We start from the raw sequence: 26,057 nt of genomic DNA on the forward strand, positions 1-26,057 counted from the left end.
TTGCTTCCCCACAACCCCGCCGTTCCGTTCCGGCTCATCGCGTCGCCAGCCGCATCAGCGCCCACAACTGGCCCACCGCGTCGTCGTCGCCGTCCACCGTGACCGCTCCGAGCCGTTCCCGGCCCCACAACCACAGGTACACGAGCACCGGATCGCCGGACACCACCGCATCCGCGCGGGCGGCCTCCTGGTCGGAACATCGCCAGGCCACGGTCTCCGCCGGCCCCGCGCGGGCGATCCACGTGTGGCCGCCCGTCCGCACCGCCACGGAGGCGGTGTGCGTGCCGCTGAGGCCCAGCTTCGGCAGCCGGTGACTGAACCACAGCGCCAGCGCCTCGTCCACCCCGTCGACCGCGATGTCGCCGGGGATCTCCGCGTGCTCCATGGCGGCGGCGTCCTCGACGTCGAAACGGTGGATGGTGGTCTCGTGCGCCATCCGCCGGGTCCAGAACCCGTACGTTCCGTCGGCGGGCCACCAGGTGGCGGCCCGCTCACCGGGAGCGTGCCACGCCAGCGCCTCGGTCAGGTCGACGAAGCCCTGCCTCAGGTAGTTCTCGACCGTCTGCCCGGGTGCCGGAGCCCGCTGCCAGTCTCGCGGCTGCCTGCTCTCGGTGAGCCAGGCCAGCGCCACGCGGTAGACGCTCCCCACGTGCCGGACGACCTCGCCCACCGTCCACCCGGGACACGTCCGCGCCGGCAGGTCGTGCGGCGCGGAGCGCGACCCTTCGACCAGTAGCTCCACCTCGTATCCCAGAGCCTCCAGCAGCCTGCCGTGATCGATCAGTGCCTGACCCGGCATCATCTGCTCCGGGAGCGGACCTGCGGCCGCGCCCCGCACTGGGCCACCCGCTCCGGTGGCGAGCCGTGCACCACCCGCTGTGCCAGCGACACGAACTGCCCGGCGTTGCGGAACAGGTCGTCGGCCGCCGTGCCGGTGATGCGCCGGGTGATGCCCGCCTGAGCCTCGGCCTGCCGTGCGGAGTGGGCCGCGAAGAACGCCGCCCACTGCTCCAGCTCCGGCGCCGCCGCACCGAGCAGCGTCCACACGCTCTCGGGGCGGGCTCTGCCCCGGTGGGGACGGCCCCTGGCCGCCAGGATGGCCGCGGCCGCCCGCAACGCCGACAGGTAGGACGCGGTGAACCGGGCGACCGGATCGGTTTCGGTGCCCGCCTCGGCGATGCCGTGCCGCGCGTGGGTGAGCAACGACACGGCGGCGGGCGCCGCGGGCGGGCGCAGCTCGATGGGCAGTGCGGCCTGCCCCGAGCCGTCCCGTGCCGCCGCGCCGTCTCGCCGGACTGCGGCCTTGCGCGATGTTGGGCCACGACGCGATGCGTACGCGACGGACATGGCCCACCTCCCTCTCTCGAGCCAAGATGGAGCGGGGAAGGATGGCCCCCGGTGCGCAGGTGCTTCCCCCACCCGCGCCCCGGGGACCGGTCCGGAGAGCGCTCCACCGGATGTCGAACGTATGTTCGAACACATCCACCATAGCTCGCGGCGGACGTGGGCTCAAGCGGCCACGGCTGTGAGCCCGGTCGTGACCGATGACGCGACGCGGCAGGCCCTCAGCCGAGCTGTTCGGCCAGCCCGACGACGATGCCCTCCGGGCCGCGGACGTAGCAGAGCCGGAAGCTGTCCCCGTACCGCGCCACCTCGCCGACGAGTTCGGCGCCGCGGGCGCGCAGACGGGCGACGACGTCCTCGATGTCGTCGACGGCGAACATGACCCGGCGAATACCCAGCGTGTTCACGGGCGCGTCCTTCGGCTCGGTGGCGATCGCCTTCGGGGTGTGGAACATCGCCAACTCGATCCGGCCGTGGCCGTCCGGTGTCCGCAGCATGGCGACGTCCTGCCGGACGTCGTCCAGCCCGATGACACGCTCCACCCAACGTCCCTCGATCGGCGCCCTTCCCTCCAGCTCCATGCCGAGTTCGACGAAGAACGCGATCGCGGCGTCGAGGTCGTCGACAACGATGAGGACGTTGTCCATCCGCTGGATCGTCATGCTGGGCCTCCTCGGTGTGCTGCGGCCGTGGTGGCCGCGTCCGATCCTGAGACGAAGCCGCCGCGGCGTTCTCGACACGCTCCCGGCGTCGCGCACAGCGGCGGGGCCGTGATCTCATACCTGTATGAGCACCCTCGAGCACCCGGCGATCGCCAAGGTCGCCGCCGCACTCGTCGAGGCGGGCCAGCACACCGCCGCCGAGGGCATCCGCATCCTTCCCTCGGAGGTGCGCACCGCCGCGCAGGCCGCGGCCGCGCTCGGCGTCGAGGTCGGGGCCATCGCCAACAGCCTCGTCTTCCGGGCGGTCCTTCCCGGCGCGGCCGCCGACGCGCCGCTGCTCGCGCTGACCTCCGGCGCCCACCGCGCGCACACCGGCACCCTCGCCGTGCTCGCGGGCGCCGACGAGGTGGGCAAGGCCGACCCCGCCTTCGTCAAGGAGCACACCGGTCAGGTCATCGGAGGCGTCGCACCCGTCGGTCACCCCAGCAGGCTCATCACGTTCGTCGACACGGCGCTGCGCCGCTACGACGTGGTGTGGGCGGCCGCGGGGCACGCGAAGTCGGTGTTTCCCACCACGTTCGACGACCTGCTCACCCTCACCGGTGGCCGTGCCGCCGACGTCGCGGGCGAGCCCGGTGAGGGCGTGCCGCGATGACGGCCATGTCGTCCCGGCACCGGCGCTACGCCCGGCTCTCCGGCGACGAGTTCCGGGCCCGGCTGCCCGAGGCGCTCTCGCTCTATGTCGCGGCGATGAACTACCCCCCGGGCACCGCAGAGCAGCGGGCGCCCATGTGGCTGACGCACGTGCTGCGCGACGGCTGGCGGTGCGTCGCCGCCCTGGACTCCGACGACGCGCTCGTCGGGCTCGCGTACGGCTACCGCGGCAGCCAGGGCCAGTGGTGGCACGAGCAGGTCCGCAGGGGTCTCGTCGAGCGGGCGGGTGAGCAGGCCGCCGAGCGGTGGCTCGCCGACTACTTCGAGCTGACCGAGATCCACGTGCGGCCGGACCGGCAGGGCCGGGGCACCGGCGAGGACCTGCTGCGCCGCCTCGTCGAGGACGTCGGGCAGCGCCACGTGCTGCTCTCCACGCCCGAGGGCACCAGCAGGGCGTGGAAGCTCTATCGCAGGCTCGGCTTTCTCGACGTGCTGCGGGACTATCACTTTGCGGGCGATCCCCGCCCGTTCGCCATCCTCGGCCGCACGCTGCCGCTCGAATGACCCTGCCCGCAGGCGAGCCTGTGAGTTCGCCCAGAATCCTCCGTGCGGACCCGTGCGGAGGAACGCGTCCCGGCGCCGCCACGTTGGCGGGTGCATGACCTCCCCGCCCACCGACCGGCTCGTCCTGCGCGTTGCCGACCACGGACTCGTCGTGGTCGCCGGATTGCCAGGAGCGGGCAAGAGCACCCTGCTGCGCGACGTCGAGGCGGTGCGGCCACTGACCGTGCTGGACACCGACCAGGTCCGGGCGCGGCTCGCGCGCACGCTGCCCGACGGCCTCCCCTACTCCTGGTACCGCCCGCTCGTGCACGTGCTGCACCTGCTCCGGCTGCTCACCGCCGCCGTCCGCGCGCGGGGACCGTTGCTGGTGCACGACCCGGCGACGGGCGCCGTCGCCAGAGCCGCGTTCGTCGTGCTCGGCGTGCTCACCGGGCGGTCGCGGCACCTGCTGTGGATCGACTGCAGCGTGCCCGAGGCGCTCGCCGGGCAGCGCAGGCGGGGCCGGGTGCTGCTCGGCTGGTCGTTCTCCCGCCATGCCCGCAACGCCCCGCGGACCCGCGCCCGGCTGGTGGCTGGTGCGGTGCCACGGGGCTGGCACACCGCCACCGTCGTGGAGCGCGAGTCCGCACGGCGCGGGTTGCGGGTGGAACGGTCGGGTGACGTCCCCGGGCGACGCCTCCCGAGCGCTCAGCGCTGAGGCCGCCAGTAGCTCACGGCGATCGAGGCGGCGAGCAGCGCGGCGCCGCACCAGCCCGCGACGCCCAGCCGGTCGCCGAGCAGCACGGCCGCCAGCAGCGCCGCGGTGAGCGGCTCCAGCAACGCCGACAGCGCCGCCAGCACCGGGTGCGACCGGCTCAGCCCCCGGAAGTAGGCGACGTAGGCCAGTGCCGTCGGCACGGCGCCGAGATAGGCGGCGACCGCGAGCACCCCGGCGTCCCACGGCAGGCCCGCCCCGAGCCACAGGGCGGCGGGCAGCAGCAGCACCCCGCCGCCGAGGAGCCCGAACGCCGTGGTGCGCAACGAGTCCAGGCCCTCGACCGGCCGCCGCGTCACCAGGGTGAGCGCGGCGAAGCCCGCGCCCGAGGCCAGCGCGAGCACCAGCCCGGCGAGCAGCTGCCAGCGTTCGCCTGCGCCGCCGGGCGACCAGGTGAGCAGGATGAGCCCGGCCACCGCGCCCGCGATCGACAGGATCGTCGGCGTGGTGGGCCTGCGCCGGTCCAGCACGGCGGTGGCCAGTGCCACGAACACCGGCGAGCTGCCGATGGTGGTCATCGTCGCCAGGCTCACCGAGGTGAGTGCCACGGCGGCGAAGTAGCACGCCTGGAACACGGCCAGCAGAGCGCCCGCGGCCAGCAGGCGGCGCGCGACGGCCCGCGTGCGCGGCAGCGCGCGCAGGCCTCCGGTGAACCACAGGAACAACACCGCGAAGCCCCCGCCGAGCAGCAGGCGGTAGGCGGCCACGGACAGGGGGTGCAGGTCCGCCCTCGCGGCGAGGACGGAGCCCGCCAGGCCGCCGGTGCCCCACAGCACCCCGGCGGCGATCAGGCTGGCGACGCCGGCGCGCGAGGTGCGCACGGCGGTGGAAGAAGACAGCACGAGCAACGCTCCTACGTCGTAGTGAAGGGAAGAGACGACGACGCGGGGCGGCAGAGACGCGATCGGCAGCTCACGCGATCACGGCGTGCACGACGACGCCGCACGGCACGGGATGGCCGTACGGCGGGTGACTGACTCGGCTGTGCTGTTGTTCCAGCCAGCTACGCCCCGCTCAGGAGCGGGGCGGCGGGGTACTGCGGAAAACCCGGTGCATGACGGTCAGCATACCGGGTGCCGCTGTCCTCCCACGACCTGTCAGACGGCCGGTCGTGGGAGGACAGCAGCGGCGTTCAGGCGAGCCTGGCCAGCTCTTCGGTGAGGGTGTCCAGGCCCATGCCGCCCATGCGCAGCGCACGGGTGTGGAAGTCCTTGAGGTCGAAGGCGTCGCCCTGCCTGCGCCGCACCTCTTCGCGGGCCTGCAGCCACAGCCGCTCGCCGAGCTTGTACGCGGGCGCCTGCCCCGGCCAGCCCAGGTAGCGGTCGATCTCGTCGTGCACGTGGTCGGCGTCGGTGATCGTCCTGGTGAGCATGAACTCCAGGCCGAGGTCCGGTGTCCACCGCTCGCCCTCGTGAAAGCCGGTGCCCTTGGGGATCTCCAGCTCCAGGTGCATGCCGATGTCGACCACCACGCGCGCGGCCCGGAACAGGTGGGCGTCGAGCATGCCGAGCAGGTTGCCGTCGTCGGTGAGGAAACCCAGGTCCTGCATCAGCCGCTCGGCGTAGAGGGCCCAGCCCTCCGCATGCCCCGAGGTGACCGCCAGCAGCCGCTGGAATCGGTTCAGCGAGGCGGCCTGGTACACGGCGGTCGCGATCTGCAGGTGATGGCCGGGCACGCCCTCGTGGTAGACGGTGCTGACCTCCCGCCACGTGGAGAACTCGTCCTTGTCGGCGGGCAGCGACCACCACATCGTTCCCGGCCGGGAGAAGTCCTCGGTCGGGCCGGTGTAGTACGCGCCGACGCCGCCACCCGGCGGCGCGATCCGGCAGTCCAGCGCCATCAGCGGGTCCGGGATGTCGAAGTGCTTGCCGCGCAACGCGTTCAGCGCGTCGTCGGACAGGCCCTGCATCCAGTCCTCGAACGCCTGCCGCCCGCGCACGAGATAGCGAGCGTCGGCATCGAGCGCTTCCGCGGCCTCGGCAAGCGTGGCACCGGGCTTGATCCGCTCGGCGACCTGCCTGGCCTCCCGCTCCACCCGCGTGAACTCCTCCCAGCCCCACTCGTAGGCCTCCCGCAGATCCAGTGCGGAGCCCACGAAGTAGCGCGACCACAGCCGGTAGACGTCCTCGCCGACCGCGTCCTTCGACGGCGCCTCGGGCGCCAGCTCCGCCCGCAGGAACCCGGCCAGCTCGGCGTAGGCCTCCTGCGCCGACTGCGCCGCGCGCCGCAGCTCGCCGCGCAGGGTCTCCGGCACGTCCGCCTGCTCGGCCATCGGCACGAAGAACCCGGAACCCCCACTGAGCCCGGCCCACACCTCGGCCTGCTCGGCCACCTTGCCGACCTGCCGCAGCGCGGGCGCGTTGCCCGCCTCCGCGGCGGCCAGCAGCGAGGAGCGGACGCCGTCGAGCGCGGCGGGCACCTTCGCCATGCGGGCGGCGATGGTCTCCCACTGTCCGGCCGTCTCGTGCGGCATCAGGTCGAAGACCATCCGGATGTCCTGCACCGGGCTGGCGATCACGTTCAGCGCCGCGACGTCGAGCCCCGCCTCGTGGATCTCGACGTCGAGGCCGACGCGCTCGGTGAACACGGCCTTGGCCACCCGTTCGCCGTCGTCGGCGGGTTCGGCCGCCTCGACGTCGCCGAGCGCCCTGCGCGCGAGTGCGGCCCGCGCGGCGTGCCCTTCCGGGGAGTAGTCGGTGAGCTGGTCGTCGTAGCCGGTGACGCCGACCATGGTCGCGACCACGGGGTGGGCGGCGGCGAAGTCGTCGACGAACTGGTCGCAGATCTCGTGCACACGCATGGGCGCACGCTACCGCCTCACGCGCGTGCGGGGACCAGTCCCAGCCTGCCCACCAGCTCGCGTGTCGCCTTGGACCGGTTGAACGTGTAGAAGTGCAGCGCGGGAACGCCTTCGGCGAGCAGCCGCTCGCACAGTTCGGTGACGGCGTCGAGCCCCTCGGCGCGGAACGCCTTGGCATCCCCGGCGAGCGGTTCGAGCCGGTCCAGCAGGCGGCGCGGGGCGTGCACGCCGGAGAGCTCGATGGTCTTGGCCAGCGTGCGCGGCGTCGTGAGCGGCATGATGCCGGGGATCAGCGGCGCGGCACAACCCGCGGCGGCGACGCGGTCGCGCAGCCGCAGGAAGTCCTCGGCCTCGAAGAACAGCTGTGCGATGCCGAAGTCGGCGCCCGCGTCGAACTTGCGCACCAGGTGCGCGGTGTCGGTGGCCAGGTCCGGCGAGCGGGGGTGGCCGTAGGGAAACGCCGAGACACCGACGCAGAAGTCGCCGAGCGAGCGCACCAGCGTGACGAGTTCCTCGGCGTAGCTCAGCCCGTCCGGGTGCGGCACCCACTCGCCGTACGGGTCGCCCAGCGGGTCGCCGCGCAGCGCGAGGATGTTGCGCACGCCGACGGCGGCGTACCAGCCGATGACGTTGCGCAGCTCGGCCACCGAGTGGTTGACCGCTGTGAGATGCGCCATGGGCACGAGCGTGGTCTCGGTCGCGACCCTGGCGATGCTGCGGATCGTGCCGTCGCGGCTGGAGCCGCCCGCGCCGTAGGTGATCGACATGTACGCCGGGTCCAGCTGCTCCAGCTCACGGATGGCGTGCCACAGCGCGGCTTCGTCCGCGGCGTCTCGCGGCGGGAAGAACTCCACGGAGAAGACCGGGCGCTCACCGCGGAGCCGCTCGAGCACCGACGTCATGCGCACATGTTACTGGCGGTGATCCCGACCTGGGACGATGGTGGCGTGAGCGACACCGACTACGACGCCGACCTGCCCGCCCACGTCGAGGCGGCGCTGGCCGACTTCCTCGACGCGGCCAGCGAGCCGATCAGGCGCAGCGAGCCCGTGTTCGAGCCCGCGACGAAGGCGCTGCGCGACTTCGTGCTGGGCGGCGGCAAGCGATTGCGCCCGACGTTCGCGTGGTGGAGCTGGCGCGGCACGGGTGGCGACCCGCACGGAGCCGACGCGGCCGGCGTGCTGCGGGTCGTCGCGAGCCTCGAGCTCATCCAGGCATGCGCGCTCATCCACGACGACGTCATCGACTCCTCCGACTCGCGGCGCGGCTCCCCGACGGTGCACGTGGCCTTCGCCGGACGGCACGCCGACGCCGGCTGGCTGGGCTCGGCGGACTCGTTCGGGCTGGCCGCCGCCGTGCTCATCGGTGACCTGGCACTGGCGTGGGCCGACGACATGTTCGCCGAGGCGCCGCTCTCGCCGTCCACCCTCGCGGCCGGGCGTCCCGCGTGGCGGGCGATGCGCACGGAGGTGCTGGCCGGGCAGTTCCTCGACGTGCACACGCAGGCCACCGGCGACGCCTCCCCCGAGGCCGCGCTGCGGGTCGACCGTCTGAAGACGGCGGCCTACACCGTGCAGCGTCCGCTGCACCTGGGGGCGGCGCTGGCGGGCGCGCCGCCGGAGGTCGTCGAGCGGCTGATGGAGTTCGGCGGCGACCTGGGCGTGGCGTTCCAGCTGCGCGACGACGTGCTCGGTGTGTTCGGCGACCCGTCGGTGACCGGCAAGCCCGCGGGCGACGACCTGCGCGAGGGCAAGCGGACCCTGCTGCTGGCGCTCGGCCTGCAACGGGCCGAGGAGCAGGGCCGCACGCGCGAGCGCGAGGTGATCGCCGCCGCCATCGGCGACGCCGGACTGGCCGAGGAGGGCGTCGAGTCGGTCCGGCAGGCGCTCGTGGACGTCGGCGCCGCCGCCGAGGTCGAGCGCCGGATCGGCACGCTGACGGAGTCGGCACTGGCGACGCTGGGGACGGCCGGGCTGGCAGAGCCCGCGGTGAGCAGGCTGACCGAGCTCGCCGCGCGGGCGACGCAGCGGACGTTCTGACGGGTGCGCCCTACCGCAACGCAGAACTCGCGGACCTGGGCGCAGAACTCGCGGGCCCGGGCGCAGGACTCGCGGGTTTGAACGCAGGACTCGCGGGCAGATGAGGTGAGGTGAGGGGAGGGGCGGAATGCGCACGGTCCTGGGCAGCACCGACCGGGTCGTCGTGGTGGGCGCGGGACTCGCCGGGCTCTCGGCGGCGCTGCACCTGCTCGGCGCGGGCAGGCAGGTGACGGTGCTGGAGCGTGAGCCCCGGCCCGGCGGGCGCGCGGGCGGGTTCACCGAGAACGGCTACACCGTCGATACCGGGGCGAGCGTGCTGACCATGCCCGGGCTGCTCGACGAGGCGTTCGCCGCCGTCGGCGAGCGGACGCGGGACCGGCTCACGCTCGTGCCGCTCGATCCGGCCTACCGCGCGCAGTTCGCCGACGGCAGCACCATCCACCTGCACACCGGCGCCGAGGCGATGGAGGCCGAGGTCCGCGCCGTGGCCGGGCCGCGCGAGGCGGCCGGGTACCGGCGACTGCGCCGGTGGCTCACCGAGCTCTACACCGTGCAGCGCGACCACTTCATCGGCGCCAACTTCGACTCCCCGCTCGACCTGGCCCGTCCCGAGCTGGTCCGGCTCGCCGCGCTCGGCGGCTTCGGCAGGCTCGGACCGAGGATCGGCCGGTTCCTGCGCGACGAGCGCCTGCGCAGGCTGTTCTCGTTCCAGTCCCTCTACGCCGGGCTCGATCCGCTGCGCGCCATCGGCGCATACGGTGTCATCTCCTACATGGACACGGTCGGCGGCGTCTACTACCCCCTCGGCGGGATGGCCGGACTGGGCAGGGCCATGGCCGGCGCCGCGGAGCAGGCGGGGGCGTCGGTGCGGTTCGGCACGTCCGCCGCGTGGCTGGAGCGGGTCGGCTCGCGCGTGCGGGCCGTGCGCACGCACGACGGCGAACGCATCCCCTGTGACGCCGTGGTGCTCGCCACCGAACTGACCACCGCCTACCGCCTGCTCGGCGTCCGGCCGCGCCGCCCGCTTCCCCTGCGGTTCTCGCCGTCGGCCGTGGTGCTGCACGCGCGCAGTCCGCGTTCGTGGCCACAGCTGGACCACCACACGATCTTCTTCGGCGACCACTGGGAACGGACGTTCGCCGAGATCATCCGGCAGGGCTCGCTCATGTCCGACCCTTCGCTGCTGGTGACGAGACCGACCGCCACCGACCCCGGTCTCGCGCCACCGGGCAGGCAGGTCATCTCGGTGCTGGCCCCCGCGCCGAACCTGCACACCGGGCGCATCGACTGGCGCAGGGTCGGCCCCGCCTACCGCGACGAGCTGCTGCGCACCCTGGAACGCCGGGGACTGACCGGTCTCGCCGACACGCTGGAGCTGGGCGAGCTGGTGACGCCCGCAGGCTGGGCCGAGCGCGGGCTGGCCGCGGGGACGCCCTTCTCGCTGGCGCACACGTTCGCCCAGACCGGCCCGTTCCGGCCAGCCAACCTGGTGCGCGGGGCAGGCAACGTGGTGCTCGCGGGCTGCGGGACCACGCCGGGTGTGGGCATCCCGCCGGTGCTGATCTCGGGCAGGCTCGCCGCCGAGAGGATCGTGCATGGCGCGCGGTGAGCTGTCCGCCGCGTACGGGACGTGCCGCCGGATCAACGCGCGGCACGGCCGGACGTACTTTCTGGCCACCCGGCTGCTGCCCGCCGACGCCCGGCCCGCCACCCACGCCTTGTACGCCTTCGCGCGTTCGGTGGACGAGGTCGTGGACAACCCGTCACCCGGGTGCGACCCGGCGGCCGCGCTCGCGGGCTACGACCGGGTGCTGGACGCCGTCTTCGCGGGTGAGCCGGCCGCCGGGCCGGTGGAGCGGGCACTGGCCGACACCGTACGGCGTTATGGCCTCGACCGCTCGCTGTTCGAGGCGTTCCTGCGCTCGATGCGGATGGACCTGCACGTGCGCGAGTACGCGACGTTCGCGGACCTGCACACCTACACCTACGGCTCGGCGTCGGTCATCGGGCTGCAGATGCTGCCCGTGCTGGGCACCGTGTGCCCTCGCGAGCAGGCCGCGCCGTACGCCGCGGCGCTGGGCGAGGCGTTCCAGCTGACCAACTTCCTGCGCGACGTCGGCGAGGACCTCGGCAGGGACCGGCTGTACCTGCCGACCTCGGAGCTCGCGGCGTTCGGGGTCGACCGCGGGCTGCTCGAGTGGGCGTGGCGCACCGGCCGGACCGACCGCCGGATCCGCGCCGCGTTGGCCGCGCTCGTCGCGCACACCCGCGCCGTCTACCGCAGAGCCGCGCCCGGGATCACGTTGCTGCGCAAGCAGTCCCGGCCGTGTGTGCGCACCGCGTACACGCTCTACTCGGCCATCCTCGACGAGATCGTCGCCGCCGACTACGCCGTGCTGCACCGCCGCGTGGTCGTGCCCAACCGGCGCCGCTTACCGGTGGCGGCTCGCGCCTTGCTCACTAGGCTGGCGGTATGACGACTGCCAACCGGCCGATCCGCATCGGACTGCAACTCCAGCCGCAGCACGCCGACTACGCCACGATCCGCCGCACGGCCTCCGAGGCCGAGGAGCTCGGTGTGGACATCGTGTTCAACTGGGACCACTTCTACCCGCTCTACGGCGATCCCGATGGCAAGCACTTCGAGTGCTGGACCATGCTCGGCGCCTGGGCGGAGTCCACGTCGCGCGTGGAGATCGGTGCGCTGGTGACGTGCAACAGCTACCGCAATCCGGAGTTGCTCGCCGACATGGCCCGCACCGTCGACCACATCAGCGACGGCAGGCTCATCCTGGGCATCGGCTCCGGCTGGTTCGAGAAGGACTACGCCGAGTACGGCTACGAGTTCGGCACCGCGGGCGGCAGGCTGAACGACCTCGCCGAGTCGCTGCCCCGCATCGAGAGCAGGCTGGCCAAGCTCAACCCGCAGCCGACGCGCAGGATCCCCGTGCTCATCGGTGGCGGCGGCGAGAAGAAGACGCTGCGCCTCGTGGCCAGGCACGCCGACATCTGGCACGGCTTCGGTGACGTCGAGGTGGCCGAGCGCAAGCTGCGGATCCTCGACCAGCACTGCGCCGACATCGGCCGCGACCCGGCCGAGATCGAGCGGTCGGTGGGCGTGCAGGGGGATCCGGAGGAGTCCGGCGACAAGCTGCACGACCTGGGCATCACGCTGTTCACCGTCGGTGTGGGCGGGCCGGACTACGATCTGAGCGGCCTCCGCAAGTGGATCGCCTGGCGGGATTCCCGCAACGGCTGATTCCCCGGCACGGCGGAACCCGCGAGACTGGGCGGCATGGCCGCCGACGACGCCTGCGCACCGCCCGCGCGCCGGTTCCCGGTGCGCGGACGGACCGACGAGCTCGCGGCGCTGACCGGCCTGCTGGACCGGGCGGTGAGCGGATCGGGCGCGGCGCTGGCCGTGTGCGGGGCACCGGGCTCGGGCGTCACCGCCGTGCTGGAGGCCGCGCTCGCCACCGGCGCAGGCCTGCGGGTGCTGGCGGCACGCGGGGCGCCCTCCGAGACCGGGTTGCCGTTCGCCGGTCTGCACCAGCTGCTCGCGCCCCTGCGCGGCCTCGCAGCCCGGCTCGGTTCCACTCAGCGGGAACCGCTGGACACGGTGTGGGCGCTACGGCCGTGGTGCGGACCACCCGCCGCCCTGCCCGCCGCCGTGTCCGCGCTGCTGACCGAGGCGGCCGCCGACGGGCCCACCGTGTGCCGGGTCGAGGCCGCCCACGACCTCGACCCCGAGTCGCTGGCCGCGCTCGTGTTCTGCGCCCGGCGGCTCCGCGGTACCAGGCTGGCGCTGCTGTTCGGCGCCGATCCAGGCGTGGCGGCGCACTCGGCGGAGCTGCTCGCCGAGCTGCCGTCCGTGCGGCTCGGCCCGCTCGGGGACGACGCGGCGCGGCAGGTGCTCGCCGACCGGCTCGGTGACCAGCCCCCGCCGGCGGTCTCCGACGCGCTGCTCACCCTCGCGCGCGGCAACCCGCTCGCCCTCACCGAGCTCGCCGCCGCCGTCAGCCCCGCCGCGCTGAGCGGCCTCGCGCCCCCGCCGCGCGGCCTGTCACCGGACGGGCGCCTGGCCCGCGCGGTGAGCCGCAGGCTGGCTGCGCGGACACCCGAGGCCCGCCTGCTCGTGGTGCTGGCGGCCGTCGACGACCGGCTCGACCTGACCGTCACCGGCCGCGTCCTGCCCGCGACGACCGCGCTCGACGAGGCCGTGGACGCGGGCCTCGTGACGGTCACCGGCGACATCGCCGTCCGGCTGCCCGCCTGCCTGCCCTCCTGCGCCGTGCTGGCCGCCGTACCCCGACCGGAACGGCACCGGGCACACCGGTTGCTCGCCGAGGCCGCCGACCCCGTCACCGATCGGTTCCGCTGGACCTGGCACCGCGCCGCGACCGTGGAGGCCCCCGCACCCCGGCTTGCCGGTGAGCTGGACGCCGTGGCCGAGGCGGCCCGGCAGGCCCGCAACCACCCCGACGCCGCCGACGCCTTCGAGCGCGCCGCCGCGCTCACCGCCGACGGCGAGCGCAGGGCGCTGCGGCTGGTGTCGGCGGCGACCGACCACTGGGTGGCCGGGCGGCCCCGCAGGGCACGCGCCGCGCTGCGGGAGGCCGCGCCGCTGGCGGGTGGCTCGCTGGCCGGACTCGCCGGGCTGCTCGAAGGGGAGATCGAGCTGCGCAGCGGCAATCCGGCCCTGGCCGCGACCGGGCTGCTGGCCACCGCGCACCGGCTCGCGGCGGGCGAGCAGGACCTGGCCGCGGCGACCCTGATGCTGGCGGGCGAGGCCAGCTTCGTCGCCGGAGACGAGCGGCGCTACTGCGCCACCGCCCGCGACGCGGAACTGCTGCGTCCTGCCGCGGACCGGGCCGAGACGCGGCTGGTGGTCGAGCATTTCGCGGCGATGGCCGCGACGTTCAGCGGCAGGCACGCCGAGGCGGCGGGGCCGTTGCGGGCCGTGCTGCGGCTCGGGGACCAGGCCGCCGACCCGGCGGCGAAGATCCTCGCCAGCCAGGCCGCCTACACCCTCGGCGACGCGGCCGCGGCGGGCAGGCTCGCCCTGCGGGCGGTGGCCGACGCCAGGGCGCGGGGCAACCCGGCCCAGGTGCCGTGGGCGCTCGTGTACGCCTCGCTCGCCGCACTGCTCACCGGGCAGCACGGCACGGCGGTGAGCACGTCGCTGGAGGGGCTGCGGCTCGCGGAGGCACTGGGCCAGCCGAACTGCGCGGTCGACCACCTGACGATCCTGGCGCTGCAGGCCGCGCTGCAGGGCGACGGGGACACGGCACTGCTGCGCCTGGACGCCGCGGCGTCCGGGCTCACCGAGCGCGGCCTCGGCAGGCCGGGCGCGCTCGGGGCGTGGGCAACGGCCTGTGCCGACCTCGCCGACGACCGGCCTGCCGACGCGCTCGGCCGGTTCCGCCGCACGGTCAGCGGTGAGCCCTGGCAGTACTCCCCGATCCGGGTGATGGCCGCACCGACGCTCGTCGAGGCCGCGGTGCGCTGCGACCGGCGCGAGGTGGCGGGCCGCACGCTCGCGGCCTTCGAGCGCTGGGCACTGGCCACGGGCGGCGCCGCCCGTCAGGCGCTCGTGGCCCGCTGTCACGCGCTGCTCGCCGCCGACGAGGGTGAGGCCGGCGCTCGTTTCGGGGAGGCGATCGAGCTGCATCGCACGGCAGGCGCGGTGCACGACCTCGCCCACACCCAGCTGCTCCACGGCGCGCGGCTGCGCCGGGGCCGCAGACCGCGGCAGGCACGGGAGGTGCTGCGGGAGGCGGCGCAGATCTTCGGCGAGCTCGGCGCCGCGCACTGGTCACGGCGGGCACAGGCCGAGCTGAGGGCCTGCGGGCATCCGGGGCACGGCGGAGCCGCTCCGGCGAAAGGCGAGCTGACCCCGCAGCAGGAGCAGATCGCCGGGCTCGTCGCCGAGGGCGCCACCAACCGGGAGATCGCGGAGCGCCTCTACATCAGCCACCGCACCGTCGACCACCACCTGCGCAACATCTTCGCCAAGCTGGGCATCCGCTCCCGGGTGCAGCTGGTCAAGCTGTACCGCTGAGCTGGCGCTGGTGATTTCACCGATGCCGGGTGCGAGCGTCATGGCAAGAATCGACGCCTGTCCCCGACAGCAGGAAAGGAGTCGACATCGTGGTTCTCCGCAATCCCCGTTCCCCGAGGTGGAGACGCGCGCTCGGCGTCGTCGTGGCCACGCTGGCACTGACCGGCGGGCTCACCGGAACGCAGGTGGCCGCCGCACAGGACAACCCGTACCAGCGCGGGCCCGATCCGACCGAGCAGAGCATCGAAGCCCCGCGTGGTCCGTTCAGCGTCGCAGAGACGAGGGTGTCGTCGCTGGTCAGTGGCTTCGGTGGTGGCACGATCTACTACCCCACCGACACGAGCCAGGGCACGTTCGGCGCCGTGGCCATCGCGCCCGGCTACACGGCCGACCAGTCGAGCATGAGCTGGTACGGACCCCGGCTGGCGTCGCAGGGGTTCGTCGTGTTCACGATCGACACGAACTCGCGCTACGACCAGCCGGCCAGCCGCGGCGACCAGCTGCTCGCCGCACTCGACTACCTGGTGCAGCGCAGCTCGGTCCGCGACCGGATCGACGGGCAGCGGCTCGGCGTGATGGGCCACTCGATGGGCGGGGGCGGCTCCCTCGAGGCCGCCGACGACCGGCCGGGCCTGCAGGCCGCCATCCCGCTCACCGGCTGGAACCTGCGCAAGAACTTCTCGAGCGTGCGCGTGCCCACGCTGGTCGTCGGCGCCGAGAACGACAGCGTGGCCCCGGTGTCGTCGCACTCGGAACCGTTCTACGCGAGCCTTCCGTCCACACTGGACAAGGCTTACCTGGAGCTGGACAACGCGTCGCACTTCGCGCCGAACGTGTCCAACACGACCATCGCCAAGTACAGCATCTCGTGGCTGAAGCTGTTCATCGACAACGACACCCGGTACGCGCAGTTCCTCTGCCCGGCGCCGGACGACAGGGAGATCTCGGAGTACCGCGAGACCTGCCCGTACTCCCCCTGATCCGTCTCGCCACCACGGCGGTGGTGCGCGGCCACGCGTTTCGCGGGTCGCGCACCGCGCCGTACGGCGGGTTCGCCCCAGGATCACCCCCGCTGCTGGCTCCAGTGCCTGGTGTGCAGCGCCTCAGTCGAGCACGGCGTACGCCTCGACCTCGACGAGCACGTCGGGCTCGAACAGGTAGTCCACGCCGATCGCCGACAAGGGCGGCAGGGGCCGCGGGATGCCGAGCTCGTCGGTGACGCGTTCGATACCCGCGATGAAGTCGTCGTACTTGTCCGGGCTCCAGTTCGTGACGAAGAACCGGAGGCGTACGACGTCGGCGAAGCTCGCTCCGGCCCCGGCCAGGCCGCGCGCCGTGTTGCGCAACGCGTGCGCCACCTGCCCGGTGAGATCACCGGTCGCCACCGGGTTCCCCTCGGCATCGCGCGCGATCTGGCCGGCCACGTGCACCTGGCGCGCACCCGTGCTGATCGAGACGTGGTGGTACGGAACGGGGGCGAACATGCCCTCCGGGGTCAGCAGCTGCACTGCCATGGATCTGGTTCCCTCCTGTCGGACTAGGTATCCAATGTCTATCTGGTATCCGAAGGGAACTTCAACGAGACTAGGTGTCATGCAGGAAACCGGCAGCCCGAAACTCACCGAGCAACACCGCGAACTGCTCGACCAAGTCCTCGACAAGTGGTCGCTGCAGGTCCTCGACGCCCTGTGCGAGCGACCGTTGCGCTTCAACGATCTTCGGCGGGTGATCCCGGTCGTGACACAGAAATCGCTCACGGCCGCACTGCGGCGCCTGGAACGCAACGGAATGGTCGAACGCATCGTCACGAGCACACGTCCCGTCGCCGTCGAGTACCGCATCACGCAGCTCGGCAGGTCCCTGCAGGAACTCATCGACGCACTCCTGCACTGGACCACCGTCACACTGCCTGCCGTCGAACGCGCCCGCGCACGCTTCGACGACCACGCGTAGCCGGTTGTGGGGCGAACGACCGGCACACCCGGCGACCGCGCCGGTCCAGCGTTTCCGGACGCAGAGACAACGCCGAGAAAGGTCACCATGTCCAGCACCCTTGGCGTCCGTGCGCTGACGGCGTTGTCCGCAGCCATCGCCGTGGCCGCGGCCACGTTCGTGATCGTCGTCGCCTCCGCTCCTGCCGCGAACTGCTAGAGCACCTACCTGAGCTACGGCGCCGTGGCGATGGCGTGAAGGCGCTCCAGCGGAAGCTGGGTGCGCTCACCGTGGACGGCGTATACGGCTCGGGCACGCGAAGCCGCGTCCGGTCGTTCCAGGAGGGCTCGCCGTCGGGGTGACGCGCCTGGACGGCAGTCATCCACTCGCGTGGCTGCGGGGTTCCGCCTCTCGGCCAGTCAGGTCATCGCGGTCCGGTAGCCCTGGCAGCTCTCGTTGCTGTGGAACACGCGCCCCTTGCCAGTGACGAAACCCCGGCTGTCCTGATGCGGCCACACCCGCCCGCGCGGGCACTGGCGGCCCGAGCCTCGCCGGTCCGCCGGTCCGCATGATCAGCTCCTCCGCGTCACGTCGGTTCACCGGCGTCGTCCAGCGCCGGGCGCGGGTCGGCCGTGGCGTGCAGCAGCCGCACCGTGTCCGGGATCTCCAGCGCCACCATCCGCTCCCGCAGCGTGTCGAAGCGGTACTTCTGGCGCGGGTGGTTGTCGAGCACGCACAGGTACGCCAGCGGCTGCGGCGCCTCCGGATTGGCGCGACGGTGCTCCTGGAGCAAGAACGCCAGCTTCGCCGCGTCCTGCACGACCTCGCTGTGGCCGAGCCCGCCCGCTTGCGTGAACGACACCTTCAGCTCGCTGATCACGGCCAGGTCGGACAGCGCCGACAACCCGGTGCCGTCGGCGGCCTTGTAGTGCTGGTTGGCGTAATGGACCGCCCGCACGCCCGGCGCGCGGCTGACCACGATGTCCAGCCGCGCCTCGGAGACGCCGAGCAGGTTGCGCCACGGCCCCTCGGGCATGTGGCGAATGTGCACGATCGCCTCCCTGGCTACCCGATCGATGCCGAACTGGCTGATCACATAGTGCGCAAACCAGGCCTGGTAGCTCGCCTCCTGCGCCAGGAACTCGGCACACGTCGTGCTGAACACCTGCCACGCCGCCTCGAACTTGCGGCCCAACTGCTCACCCGCTGGTGCGGCCCCGTTCAGGGTCACGCGCTCACCTGCTCGGCGCCGAGTGCCCGGTACAGCGGCGAGCGGGCCACGCCCAGCGTGGGGCGGATGGTGGCGACGAACCCCCGGCACCACGCATCTAGAAGGCCATGGCCTGCGCGCGCCGTTTGACCTCGGTGCCGTGGCTGGTCCGCAGGGCGTTGATCGGGGTCACGCCGGGTAGCGACTCGTCCTCGGAGAACAGCCAGCGCAGCATCTCCGTGCGGTTGAAGCCGGCGTCCGCGAGCACCGTGATGGTTCCGGCAAGGCCCTTGATCACTCCGTCCTTGCCAAGGAAGTCGGCGGGAACCATGAGCTCACCATCCCGCCGGACGGCGATGAGCTGGCCGTCCCGCAGCATTTGCCGCACCTTGTTCACCGACTGCCCGAGCACGCCCGCCACCTCCGCGATCGGGAGCACGGGCACTCCGGCATCGAGCACGTCGTCAGCGATAGGGATCGCACTCACGCGTACTACCTTGCCACAATCAGGGCGTTTCGGCGCAGGACCAATCAGATGGAGTAAAGCGGGGGCACCGGACGTGGAGCCGACGCCACCGACCGTAGGATCGGACGCTGTGACAGGCACGGAGCCCAGCCTTGTCGGTTCGCTGCTCGACCGGCGGTATCGCGTCGACCGGCTGCTCGCCCGCGGCGGGATGTCGTCGGTGTACCGCGGCGTCGACACGCGCCTGGACCGCCCGGTCGCCATCAAGATCATGGACTCGCGGTTCGCCGACGACCGCACGTTCGTCGACCGCTTCGAGCGGGAGGCCCGCTCGGCGGCAAGGCTGCACCACCCGCACGTGGTCGCCGTGCACGACCAGGGCTTCGACACCGCGGGAGGGCCGGACGAGCGGCGTGCCTTCCTCGTCATGGAACTGGTGGACGGGGGCACCCTGCGCGACCTGCTGGACCAGCGTGGCGCGCTCGACCTCCCGCTGGCGCTGACGATCGCCGAGCAGGTGCTGTCCGCGCTGGCCGCCGCGCACACCGAGGGGCTGGTGCACCGCGACGTCAAACCGGAGAACGTGCTCATCGGCCGGGGTGGCGGCGCGCTCGGCTCCGGCGTGGTGAAGGTCGGCGACTTCGGCCTCGTGCGCGCCGTCGCGAGCGCGGGAACGACCAGCGCCAGCGTCATTCTCGGCACGGTGGCCTACCTGTCGCCGGAGCAGGTCACCACCGGTGCCGCGAGCGAACGCGGCGACGTCTACTCGGCGGGCATCCTGCTCTACGAGATGCTCACCGGCCACGTGCCCTACACCGCCGACACGGCCATTTCGGTGGCCTACCGGCACGTCAACGACGACGTTCCCCGGCCAAGCGAGGCCAGGGCCGATCTGCCGCCCGCGCTCGACGACCTGGTGTTGCGCGCGACCCGGCGCGATCCGGACGCGCGTCCGGCCGACGCTGGTGCCTTCCTGGCCGAACTGGCCGAGGTGCGCAGCCAGCTCGGCATCCCGCGCGCGCCCGTGCCGGTACCGGCGGGGCCAGCCGACGCCGCGACCGAGATCACCGACGCCGAGAAGACGGTGCCCGCCATGCGCGCGGTGACCTCGCAGGTGCCCGCGGGCGGCCCGCGGGGCACGCAGGCGCTGCCGCGCGGACCCCTCGTGGCCGAGCAGCCTCCCCCGCCCGCCGAACCGATGGCCGCCGCCGACGCCCCGCAGCCACGCCGCCGCCGGTGGGTGGCGTTGTGGCTGGTGGTGGGACTGCTGCTCGCGGGCGGCATCGGCGCGGGTGTGTGGTGGTTCACCGGGGGCCGCTACGTGGACGTGCCGCAGGTCACCGGCCTCGACCGCACGCAGGCCGAGCAGGTGCTCCGCCGGGCCGAGCTCGTCCCCAGCTTCACCGAGGAGCGGCACAACACGGCGCCGAGCGGCACGGTGATCAGGAGCGATCCGGAGAGCGGTTCGCGCGCGCTCGCCGGTGACGAGGTCACCGTGGTGCTGTCGCTGGGCAGGCCCGTGGTGCCCGACATCACGCCCGGCTCCACCGTGGCGCAGGCCGAGCAGGCGATCCGTGCCGTGCAACTCCAGCCGCGCCGTGACGCGGGCGCCGACCAGTACAGCGCCGACGTGCCCGAGGGCGCCGTCGTGACCGTGAGCCCGAAGCCAGGGAACCAGGCCAACATCGGCGACGCCGTGACGATCGTCGTGTCCAAGGGGCCGCCGCCGACGCCGGTGCCTTCGGTGCGGGGACTGAGCCGCGACGAGGCCTTCCAGAAGCTGCGCGAGGCCGGGTTCGAGCCGTTCGACGCAGGTGAGGAATTCGCCGCCGACGTCCCGGCAGGGCACGTGACCCGCACCGATCCGGCGGAGGGCGCGACGCTGACCGACGCCAAGCGGGTGGGCGTTTACGTGTCGAACGCCGTCGAGGTGCCTTCGGTGCTCGGCAGGCAGATCGACGAGGCCCTGCAGATCCTCGCCGACGCGGGACTGACCTCCAACGCCGAGGATCGGCGTGGCCGGTTCGCCTTCGTGCTGGACCAGGATCCGGATCCCGGCACTCTCGTGCAGAAAGGTACGACCATCAATCTGAACGTCGTGCCCTGATCCACCCGTTCACACACCGGAAAATACGAGCACCATTCGGGTCGAACTTTCCTGATCGAGGAGAATTCCGCCGTATCGGCTGGTTTGGTGCGCGGCCCCTCGACAATCCGGTGAAAACCGCCGTAGATTCGGTGCGCGCAACGCCTGCCTCAGGACGACAGCCCTGCCCTCGCGGCGAGCACAGGCTTAGCGGGTCGGTAACACCCCGACCACGCACACGTCATGTGCGGCTGGTGAAATAGGGAGGTCGTTGCGAGCAAGGCAGCGGCCCCGGCGACGCCGACACGCGTCGCGCACGTGAATTCGCACCTGACACGGCTACCGACGTACCGACATCACATTCCGGGGGAGATCGCCGATGCCAGCGGACCGGCTCAGCGCGTTGGACATTGCCTTCCTCTGCCTGGAGGACGAGACGACGCCCATGCACATGGGCGCGGTGGCGACGTTCCGCCCCCGCAAGCGGGTCGATCCGGCCCGGCTGGTGACCCTGCTGGCTCACCGCGCGGAGGCGATTCCCAAGCTGCGCCAGCGAGTTCGCTCCGGCTGGCCCCTCCTGGGCGGCGCGCAGTGGGAGGAGGATCCCGGCTTCGACGCGGCAGGCCACATCCGCGTGCACCGGCTCTCCGACCTCTACGGGCCCGATCCCCTCGCCGAGTTCGCCTCGCACTGGATCGCCGAGCCGCTCGACGTCGAGGGTCCTTTGTGGAATCTTCAACTGGTGACGGGGCTGCCCGGGGACGAGTTCGCCATCCTGCTGAAGTTCCACCACGCGCTGACGGACGGCACCGGCGCTGTCGAAGTCGGATTCGGGTTGCTGGACGACGCCACCGTGCCCGCACAACGCGGGAACGGGTCGCCGCTGCCGCGGCCGCGGTCGCCGATCGACGCGCTGCTGGAGACCGCCACGTCGGCCATCGGGCAGGCCGCGACCTCGGCGGGCATCGCCAGGGACGTGCTGCGCGCCGCGAGGCCGTATCCGATCTCGCCGACGGCGACGGTGAACTCCACCAGCAGGCGGGTGGGCTTCGTGCGGATGGACCTCGCCGAGGTCCGGCACATCCGCAGGACGCACGGCGGCACCAACAACGACGTCGTCCTCGCGGTGCTCGCGGGCGCGCTGCGCGACTGGATGATCAACCGGGGTCAGCGGGCCGACGCGCGGCCGCTGCGCGCGCTCATCCCGGTGAGCCTGCGGGGTCGCGACACCGAGCGCTCCAGCGGGAACGTGCTCTCCGGCTATCTGTGCGACCTGCCCGTCGAGCTGGACGACCCGATCGAGCGGCTCAAGGCGGTGCGGCGGGCGATGGAACGCAACAAGCAGGCAGGTCCCTCGCGCGGAGCAGGCGCCCTGCCGCTGCTGGCCAACCGCCTTCCGGGCAGCGTGCACCGCCTGGCCACCCGGATGGCGGGCAAGGCGGCGCCGCTGCTGTTCGACACGGTGGTCACCAACGTGCCGCTGCCGGGGCTGCCGCTGTCGCTGGACGGCGCACGCCTGCGCGAGGTGTACCCGTTCGTGCCGCTCGCCCCGCACCAGGCGGTGGGGATCGCGGTGTCGACCTACCGCAACACCCTGCACGTCGGCCTGCAGGCCAACGGCGACGCGGTGCCCGACGTGGGCTCGCTGTCGGACGCGGTCACCAAGTCGCTCTCGGCGCTGTACCAGCGCTGCGGCTGAGAACCCTCAGGCGCGCAGCATCTCCGCGACGAGGAACGCCAGCTCCAGCGACTGCTGGGTGTTCAGCCGCGGGTCGCAGGCGGTCTCGTAGCGGCCGGACAGGTCGAGGTCGGAGATGTCCTGGGCGCCGCCGAGGCACTCGGTGACGTCCTCGCCGGTCAGCTCCACGTGGATGCCGCCGGGGTAGGTGCCCAGCCGGTGATGGACCTCGAAGAAGCCCTGCACCTCGTCCACGATCCGGTCGAAGTGCCGCGTCTTGTACCCGTTGGAGGACTCGTGGGTGTTGCCGTGCATCGGGTCGCACTGCCAGATGACCTTGTGCCCCGAGCTCTCGACCTTCTCCACGATCCCTGGCAGCACCTCGCGCACCTTGCCGTTGCCCATGCGCGCGATCAGCGTCAGCCTGCCCGGCTCGTTGCGCGGGTCGAGGCGCTCGACGTACTCGACGGCCTGCTCGGGCGTCGTCGTGGGGCCGATCTTCAGCCCGATCGGGTTGGCCATGATCTCGGCGAACGCGATGTGGGCGCCGTCCAGCTGGCGGGTGCGCTCCCCGATCCACAGGAAGTGCGAGGACAGGTTGTAGAGCTTGGCGTCGGCGGCGCCGGGGTTGTCCAGGCGCAGCATCGCGCGTTCGTAGTCCAGCAGCAGGGCCTCGTGGCTGGCGAAGATCTCCGTGGAGTGCAGCGAGCTGTCGGACACGCCGCACGCGGAGATGAAGCGCAGGCCGCGGTCGATCTCGGAGGCCAGCGCCTCGTAGCGCTCGCCGGCGGGCGAGGTGCGCACGAAGTCCTTGTTCCAGTCGTGCACCTGGGCCAGGTCGGCCATCCCGGCCCCGGTGAGCGCGCGGATCAGGTTCATCGCGGCGCCGGAGTTGGCGTAGGCGCGGATCAGCCTGCCGGGGTCGGGCACCCGCAGCTCCGGCTCGGCGACCAGCGAGTTGACGATGTCGCCGCGGTACACCGGCAGGCCGAGGGCATCGGTGGAGCTGGAGCGGGGCTTGGCGTACTGGCCCGCGATGCGGCCGACCTTGACCACCGGAAGGCTCGCGCCGTAGGTGAGCACCACGGCCATCTGCAGCAGCGTGCGCAGGTTGGCGCGGATGTGCGGCTCGGTGTTGGACTCGAACGTCTCCGCGCAGTCGCCGCCCTGGAGCAGGAACGCCTCACCGCGGGCGACCATCGCCAGCCGGTCGCGCAGCCGGTCGATTTCGGCGGGCATGGTGATCGGCGGCACACTCTCCAGCACCGCGCGTACCCGGGCCACGGCGTCCGCGTCCGGCCACTCCGGCTGCTGCGCGGCAGGCCGCGACAGCGCGTCGTCCAGCCGGGCCCGCAGGTCACCGGGCAGCGGCGGCAGCGAGGGCAGGGTGTCGATGGGGACGTCCACAGTCCAGTTCACGGCACCCAGCATACGAAGCACTCACCGCGCACCTCGGGCGGCTCCGTCCCAAGCTCCCCAATGCGGCATTCGCTCCACTGGATGGAGCGAATGCCGCATTCGCTCCGTTGAGTGGAACAAATGTGGCATTGGGGAGCTTCAGGCGCTCGCTGCCTGCTCGTAGAGCGCCTGTGCCTCCGAGCCGAAGTACGGGCCGAACATGTAGCCGGGCAGGAACGTGTACCCGAAGCTGTTCACCGACGCCTGCACGCCCGTGCCGGTGGCCTCGTCGAAGCCGAGGAACCACGGGCCGCCGCTGGATCCGCCGGTCATGTCGCAGCGCATCGCGTGGTCGTCGGTGGTGAACGGATCGGTGAACGTGCCGCCCGCGCAGTGGATCAGCTCGCTGCCGTCGTACGGGTCGGCGGCCGGGTAGCCGAAGGCGTACATGTCCTGGCCGCGCTGCTGGTTGAAGGCGATGCCCTGCCCGCCGACGACGTCGGTGAGGTGCGCGCCGTTCAGCGGTTCCACGACCGCGGCGCCGACGTCGTAGTTGAGGTCCTCGCTCGCCTCCCACTGCGGCGTGGTCAGCGTCTGCCGCGCCACCCACTCGCCGTACGGCGCCGCGCCGTCGTCGTAACCCGGCACGAAGATCCAGTCGGTGTGCCAGCTGCCCTGGTACTTCACGCAGTGCCCCGCGGTGATGACGACGCTGCGGTTGCCGCTCGTCACCGCGTTGCCGCTGCAGGAGGCCGGGTTGCCGTTGAAGGTGAAGAACACCCGGCCCGCCGTCTCGGCGACCTCGCCACCGCCCGTCCACGGCTCACCCGTCGACGGTGACGCCTGCGGGCCCACCGGCGGCAACACCTCGGGCAGGCCGCGGGCCACCTCCCCGAGCACCTGGCCGGGCGCGGCCAGCAGCCGGTCGAGCGGGGTCGCCGCGCGCATCCGGTCGGCGGTCCAGTAGTCGGTGACCGCGGCCGCACCGCGCTCCGCCGTGTGCACCGCGACCCCGGCCTGCTCGGCCATCGCGGGAGTCGACAGTGCCGCCGCGGCGACACCCGCCGCCAGCACCGCGATCGACCGGAACCATCCTCGCCTCATGACGCCGCCCTCCGCCCGGGGTCAATCGACAGTGATTAACCGACTGGTAGATTCTGCTGATCGTCGCAACGTTGTTTGATCATCTTGTCAGTTGAGCGGCGAAGGCTGCTGCGGGGGTGGCCCAGCTGAGGATCTTCCGGGGTCGGTTGTTGAGGAGGTGTTCCACCCGGCGCAGGTCGCTGATGCTGTAGTCGCGGAGGTTCGCGCGTTTCGGGAAGTACTGGCGCAGCAGGCCGTTGGTGTTCTCGTTGGTGCCGCGTTGCCAGGGGCTTCCGGGGTAGGCGAAGTAGACGCCTTCGTCGAAGAGCTCGGCAAGGAGGTCGTGGCGCGCCATTTCCGCGCCCTGGTCCCAGGTCAGGGTGCGCCGTGCGATCCGGGGTAGATCCTCGACCGCGCTCGCGAGGGCAGCGGCGAAGTCTTCACCCCGGCGCTGCTCGGGGACGTGCACCAGTCGCAGGTAGCGGGTGGTGCGGTCGACCAGGGTTCCGATCGCGGACTGGCCGTGGCGGCCGAGGATGAGGTCGCCTTCGAAGTCGCCGACCCGCTGACGGGCGAGCACGACGGTGGGCCGCTCGTCGATCGTTCGTGCGTGCGCGCTGAACCGTGGCCGCCGGCTCTGCGGCCTGCGGCGGCGAAGTCGCAGGCCGCGACCAGTACGGAGGTTGCGCGCCAACTGCCTGGTCAGGCCGCGGCTCCCGCCGAAGTACAGGCCCTGATAAATGGTCTCGTGACAGACATGCCAGTCCGGCCGGGCGGGGTGCTCGGTCTTCAGCCAGGCCGCGATCTGTTCCGGGCTCCACTGCAGTCGCAGCTTGTCCTGCACGACCGCGCGCAGCTGTTCATCGCGGGCGAAGATGCTGCGACGTTGGCGCCGCGCCTGCTCCCGGGCGCGTGCGTGCGCGAGACCGGCCTGGTAGACGTCGTTGTCCCCGTCGCGCATGTTGCGGCCCAGCTCGCGTGAGATCGTCGACGGCGCCCGCCCGAGCCGGCGCGCGATCTCCCGCATGCTGCATCCCTGTCCGCGCAGCACGGCGATGCGCTCCCGCTCCAGCAGCGACAGATACCGGCCTGACCGCGAGTCCTCCGCGCGCACGGTCCGCGCCAGCCCGCCGCGATGCGACCGCCAGTAGTAGCCGGTCGTCCGAGCGATCCCCAGACGCCGACACGCCTCCACCGTGCCCACCCCAGACGCCATCAACTTCCAGTACTCGTCCTCCAGTGCCAGCCGTCGCTTCCGCCCCGGTCGTCCCATATCCACCCGATCCTTCTAACAGAGGGTGTTGCGACGAATGCTCGAACCCACGG

General features: G+C 72.5%; 24 protein-coding genes. 12 read left to right on the forward strand and 12 right to left on the reverse strand.

The window, feature by feature from the left end:
- Positions 1 to 34: 34 nt before the first annotated feature.
- The 3 genes from BAY60_RS34495 to BAY60_RS34505 all read right to left on the reverse strand — a co-directional run bounded on the left by BAY60_RS34495 (position 35) and on the right by BAY60_RS34505 (position 2,006).
- On the reverse strand, positions 35 to 799 hold the full coding sequence (locus BAY60_RS34495) for a maleylpyruvate isomerase family mycothiol-dependent enzyme (protein WP_112285667.1): 765 nt from the start codon (positions 797 to 799) through the stop codon (positions 35 to 37).
- On the reverse strand, positions 799 to 1,347 hold the full coding sequence (locus BAY60_RS34500; RefSeq protein ID WP_170160640.1) for an SAV_6107 family HEPN domain-containing protein: 549 nt from the start codon (positions 1,345 to 1,347) through the stop codon (positions 799 to 801). Before BAY60_RS34500 ends, BAY60_RS34495 begins: the two co-directional genes overlap by 1 nt.
- Before the next feature lie 218 nt (positions 1,348 to 1,565).
- Entirely contained in the window at positions 1,566 to 2,006 is a 441-nt protein-coding gene (locus BAY60_RS34505; protein WP_112285538.1) for a VOC family protein, read from the reverse strand.
- Positions 2,007 to 2,130: 124 nt separating this feature from the next.
- On the opposite strand from BAY60_RS34505, the gene BAY60_RS34510 reads away from it, so the two are divergent.
- From BAY60_RS34510 to BAY60_RS34520, 3 genes are all read left to right on the forward strand, one after another.
- Positions 2,131 to 2,661, forward strand: coding sequence for a YbaK/EbsC family protein (locus BAY60_RS34510; RefSeq protein ID WP_112285539.1), 531 nt, complete (start codon positions 2,131 to 2,133; stop codon positions 2,659 to 2,661).
- Positions 2,658 to 3,224, forward strand: coding sequence for a GNAT family N-acetyltransferase (locus BAY60_RS34515; RefSeq protein WP_112285540.1), 567 nt, complete (start codon positions 2,658 to 2,660; stop codon positions 3,222 to 3,224). Before BAY60_RS34510 ends, BAY60_RS34515 begins: the two co-directional genes overlap by 4 nt.
- Positions 3,225 to 3,318: 94 nt before the next feature.
- The gene (locus BAY60_RS34520; protein ID WP_112285541.1) at positions 3,319 to 3,921 is read left to right on the forward strand and encodes an AAA family ATPase; all 603 of its coding nucleotides are present in this window, start codon (positions 3,319 to 3,321) and stop codon (positions 3,919 to 3,921) included.
- Here BAY60_RS34520 and BAY60_RS34525 read toward each other — a convergent pair.
- The 3 genes from BAY60_RS34525 to BAY60_RS34535 all read right to left on the reverse strand — a co-directional run bounded on the left by BAY60_RS34525 (position 3,912) and on the right by BAY60_RS34535 (position 7,680).
- Positions 3,912 to 4,820 (reverse strand): DMT family transporter, encoded by a 909-nt coding sequence (locus BAY60_RS34525; RefSeq protein ID WP_245992933.1) that lies wholly within the window; start codon positions 4,818 to 4,820, stop codon positions 3,912 to 3,914. The two genes, BAY60_RS34520 and BAY60_RS34525, sit on opposite strands and share 10 nt — an antisense overlap.
- Before the next feature lie 290 nt (positions 4,821 to 5,110).
- Positions 5,111 to 6,778, reverse strand: a complete 1,668-nt coding sequence (locus tag BAY60_RS34530) for a DUF885 domain-containing protein (protein WP_112285542.1) — start codon at positions 6,776 to 6,778, stop codon at positions 5,111 to 5,113.
- Positions 6,779 to 6,795: 17 nt separating this feature from the next.
- Complete coding sequence (locus tag BAY60_RS34535; RefSeq protein WP_112285543.1) at positions 6,796 to 7,680, reverse strand: methylenetetrahydrofolate reductase; 885 nt, start codon at positions 7,678 to 7,680, stop codon at positions 6,796 to 6,798.
- 6 nt (positions 7,681 to 7,686) lie between these two features.
- Between BAY60_RS34535 and BAY60_RS34540 the strand changes: the two genes are divergently transcribed.
- The 6 genes from BAY60_RS34540 to bdeA all read left to right on the forward strand — a co-directional run bounded on the left by BAY60_RS34540 (position 7,687) and on the right by bdeA (position 15,858).
- Entirely contained in the window at positions 7,687 to 8,817 is a 1,131-nt protein-coding gene (locus BAY60_RS34540; protein ID WP_112285544.1) for a polyprenyl synthetase family protein, read from the forward strand.
- Positions 8,818 to 8,944: 127 nt separating this feature from the next.
- Complete coding sequence (crtI, locus tag BAY60_RS34545; RefSeq protein WP_112285545.1) at positions 8,945 to 10,426, forward strand: phytoene desaturase family protein; 1,482 nt, start codon at positions 8,945 to 8,947, stop codon at positions 10,424 to 10,426.
- Complete coding sequence (locus BAY60_RS34550) at positions 10,413 to 11,294, forward strand: phytoene/squalene synthase family protein (protein ID WP_112285546.1); 882 nt, start codon at positions 10,413 to 10,415, stop codon at positions 11,292 to 11,294. The genes crtI and BAY60_RS34550 overlap by 14 nt, the downstream gene beginning before the upstream one ends.
- Positions 11,291 to 12,076, forward strand: coding sequence for an LLM class F420-dependent oxidoreductase (locus tag BAY60_RS34555; protein ID WP_112285547.1), 786 nt, complete (start codon positions 11,291 to 11,293; stop codon positions 12,074 to 12,076). Before BAY60_RS34550 ends, BAY60_RS34555 begins: the two co-directional genes overlap by 4 nt.
- 36 nt (positions 12,077 to 12,112) lie before the next feature.
- Positions 12,113 to 14,878, forward strand: coding sequence for a helix-turn-helix transcriptional regulator (locus tag BAY60_RS34560; protein ID WP_112285548.1), 2,766 nt, complete (start codon positions 12,113 to 12,115; stop codon positions 14,876 to 14,878).
- A gap of 89 nt (positions 14,879 to 14,967) precedes the next feature.
- The gene (gene bdeA, locus BAY60_RS34565) at positions 14,968 to 15,858 is read left to right on the forward strand and encodes a bis(hydroxyethyl) terephthalate hydrolase (RefSeq protein ID WP_112285549.1); all 891 of its coding nucleotides are present in this window, start codon (positions 14,968 to 14,970) and stop codon (positions 15,856 to 15,858) included.
- A gap of 123 nt (positions 15,859 to 15,981) precedes the next feature.
- Here the strand turns inward: bdeA and BAY60_RS34570 are convergent, their stop codons facing one another.
- The gene (locus BAY60_RS34570) at positions 15,982 to 16,392 is read right to left on the reverse strand and encodes a RidA family protein (protein ID WP_112285550.1); all 411 of its coding nucleotides are present in this window, start codon (positions 16,390 to 16,392) and stop codon (positions 15,982 to 15,984) included.
- A 79-nt stretch (positions 16,393 to 16,471) separates the two neighbouring features.
- Here BAY60_RS34570 and BAY60_RS34575 point away from each other — a divergent pair, with 79 nt between their 5' ends.
- Positions 16,472 to 16,831, forward strand: coding sequence for a winged helix-turn-helix transcriptional regulator (locus BAY60_RS34575; protein ID WP_112285551.1), 360 nt, complete (start codon positions 16,472 to 16,474; stop codon positions 16,829 to 16,831).
- A gap of 565 nt (positions 16,832 to 17,396) precedes the next feature.
- On the opposite strand, the gene BAY60_RS34580 is transcribed toward BAY60_RS34575, so the two are convergent.
- Both BAY60_RS34580 and BAY60_RS34585 read right to left on the reverse strand, forming a co-directional pair.
- On the reverse strand, positions 17,397 to 18,041 hold the full coding sequence (locus tag BAY60_RS34580; protein ID WP_112285552.1) for a hypothetical protein: 645 nt from the start codon (positions 18,039 to 18,041) through the stop codon (positions 17,397 to 17,399).
- Positions 18,042 to 18,138: 97 nt separating this feature from the next.
- On the reverse strand, positions 18,139 to 18,507 hold the full coding sequence (locus tag BAY60_RS34585) for an Rv2175c family DNA-binding protein (protein WP_112285553.1): 369 nt from the start codon (positions 18,505 to 18,507) through the stop codon (positions 18,139 to 18,141).
- A gap of 109 nt (positions 18,508 to 18,616) precedes the next feature.
- Here BAY60_RS34585 and BAY60_RS34590 point away from each other — a divergent pair, with 109 nt between their 5' ends.
- The gene (locus tag BAY60_RS34590) at positions 18,617 to 20,593 is read left to right on the forward strand and encodes a Stk1 family PASTA domain-containing Ser/Thr kinase (RefSeq protein WP_112285554.1); all 1,977 of its coding nucleotides are present in this window, start codon (positions 18,617 to 18,619) and stop codon (positions 20,591 to 20,593) included.
- Positions 20,594 to 20,951: 358 nt separating this feature from the next.
- Positions 20,952 to 22,271: a wax ester/triacylglycerol synthase family O-acyltransferase gene (locus BAY60_RS34595; protein ID WP_112285555.1), complete on the forward strand. Its 1,320-nt coding sequence runs from the start codon at positions 20,952 to 20,954 to the stop codon at positions 22,269 to 22,271.
- 6 nt (positions 22,272 to 22,277) lie between these two features.
- On the opposite strand, the gene BAY60_RS34600 is transcribed toward BAY60_RS34595, so the two are convergent.
- The 3 genes from BAY60_RS34600 to BAY60_RS34610 form a co-directional block, all read right to left on the reverse strand.
- Positions 22,278 to 23,681, reverse strand: coding sequence for a class II 3-deoxy-7-phosphoheptulonate synthase (locus BAY60_RS34600; RefSeq protein ID WP_112285556.1), 1,404 nt, complete (start codon positions 23,679 to 23,681; stop codon positions 22,278 to 22,280).
- Between the two features lie 126 nt (positions 23,682 to 23,807).
- Positions 23,808 to 24,752 (reverse strand): trypsin-like serine peptidase, encoded by a 945-nt coding sequence (locus BAY60_RS34605; RefSeq protein WP_112285557.1) that lies wholly within the window; start codon positions 24,750 to 24,752, stop codon positions 23,808 to 23,810.
- 79 nt (positions 24,753 to 24,831) lie between these two features.
- Positions 24,832 to 26,004 (reverse strand): IS30 family transposase, encoded by a 1,173-nt coding sequence (locus BAY60_RS34610; RefSeq protein ID WP_211330152.1) that lies wholly within the window; start codon positions 26,002 to 26,004, stop codon positions 24,832 to 24,834.
- Between the last annotated feature and the right edge of the window lie 53 nt (positions 26,005 to 26,057).

Source organism: Prauserella muralis (genome assembly GCF_003202285.1).
Taxonomy (GTDB): Bacteria; Actinomycetota; Actinomycetes; order Mycobacteriales; family Pseudonocardiaceae; genus Prauserella_B; species Prauserella_B muralis.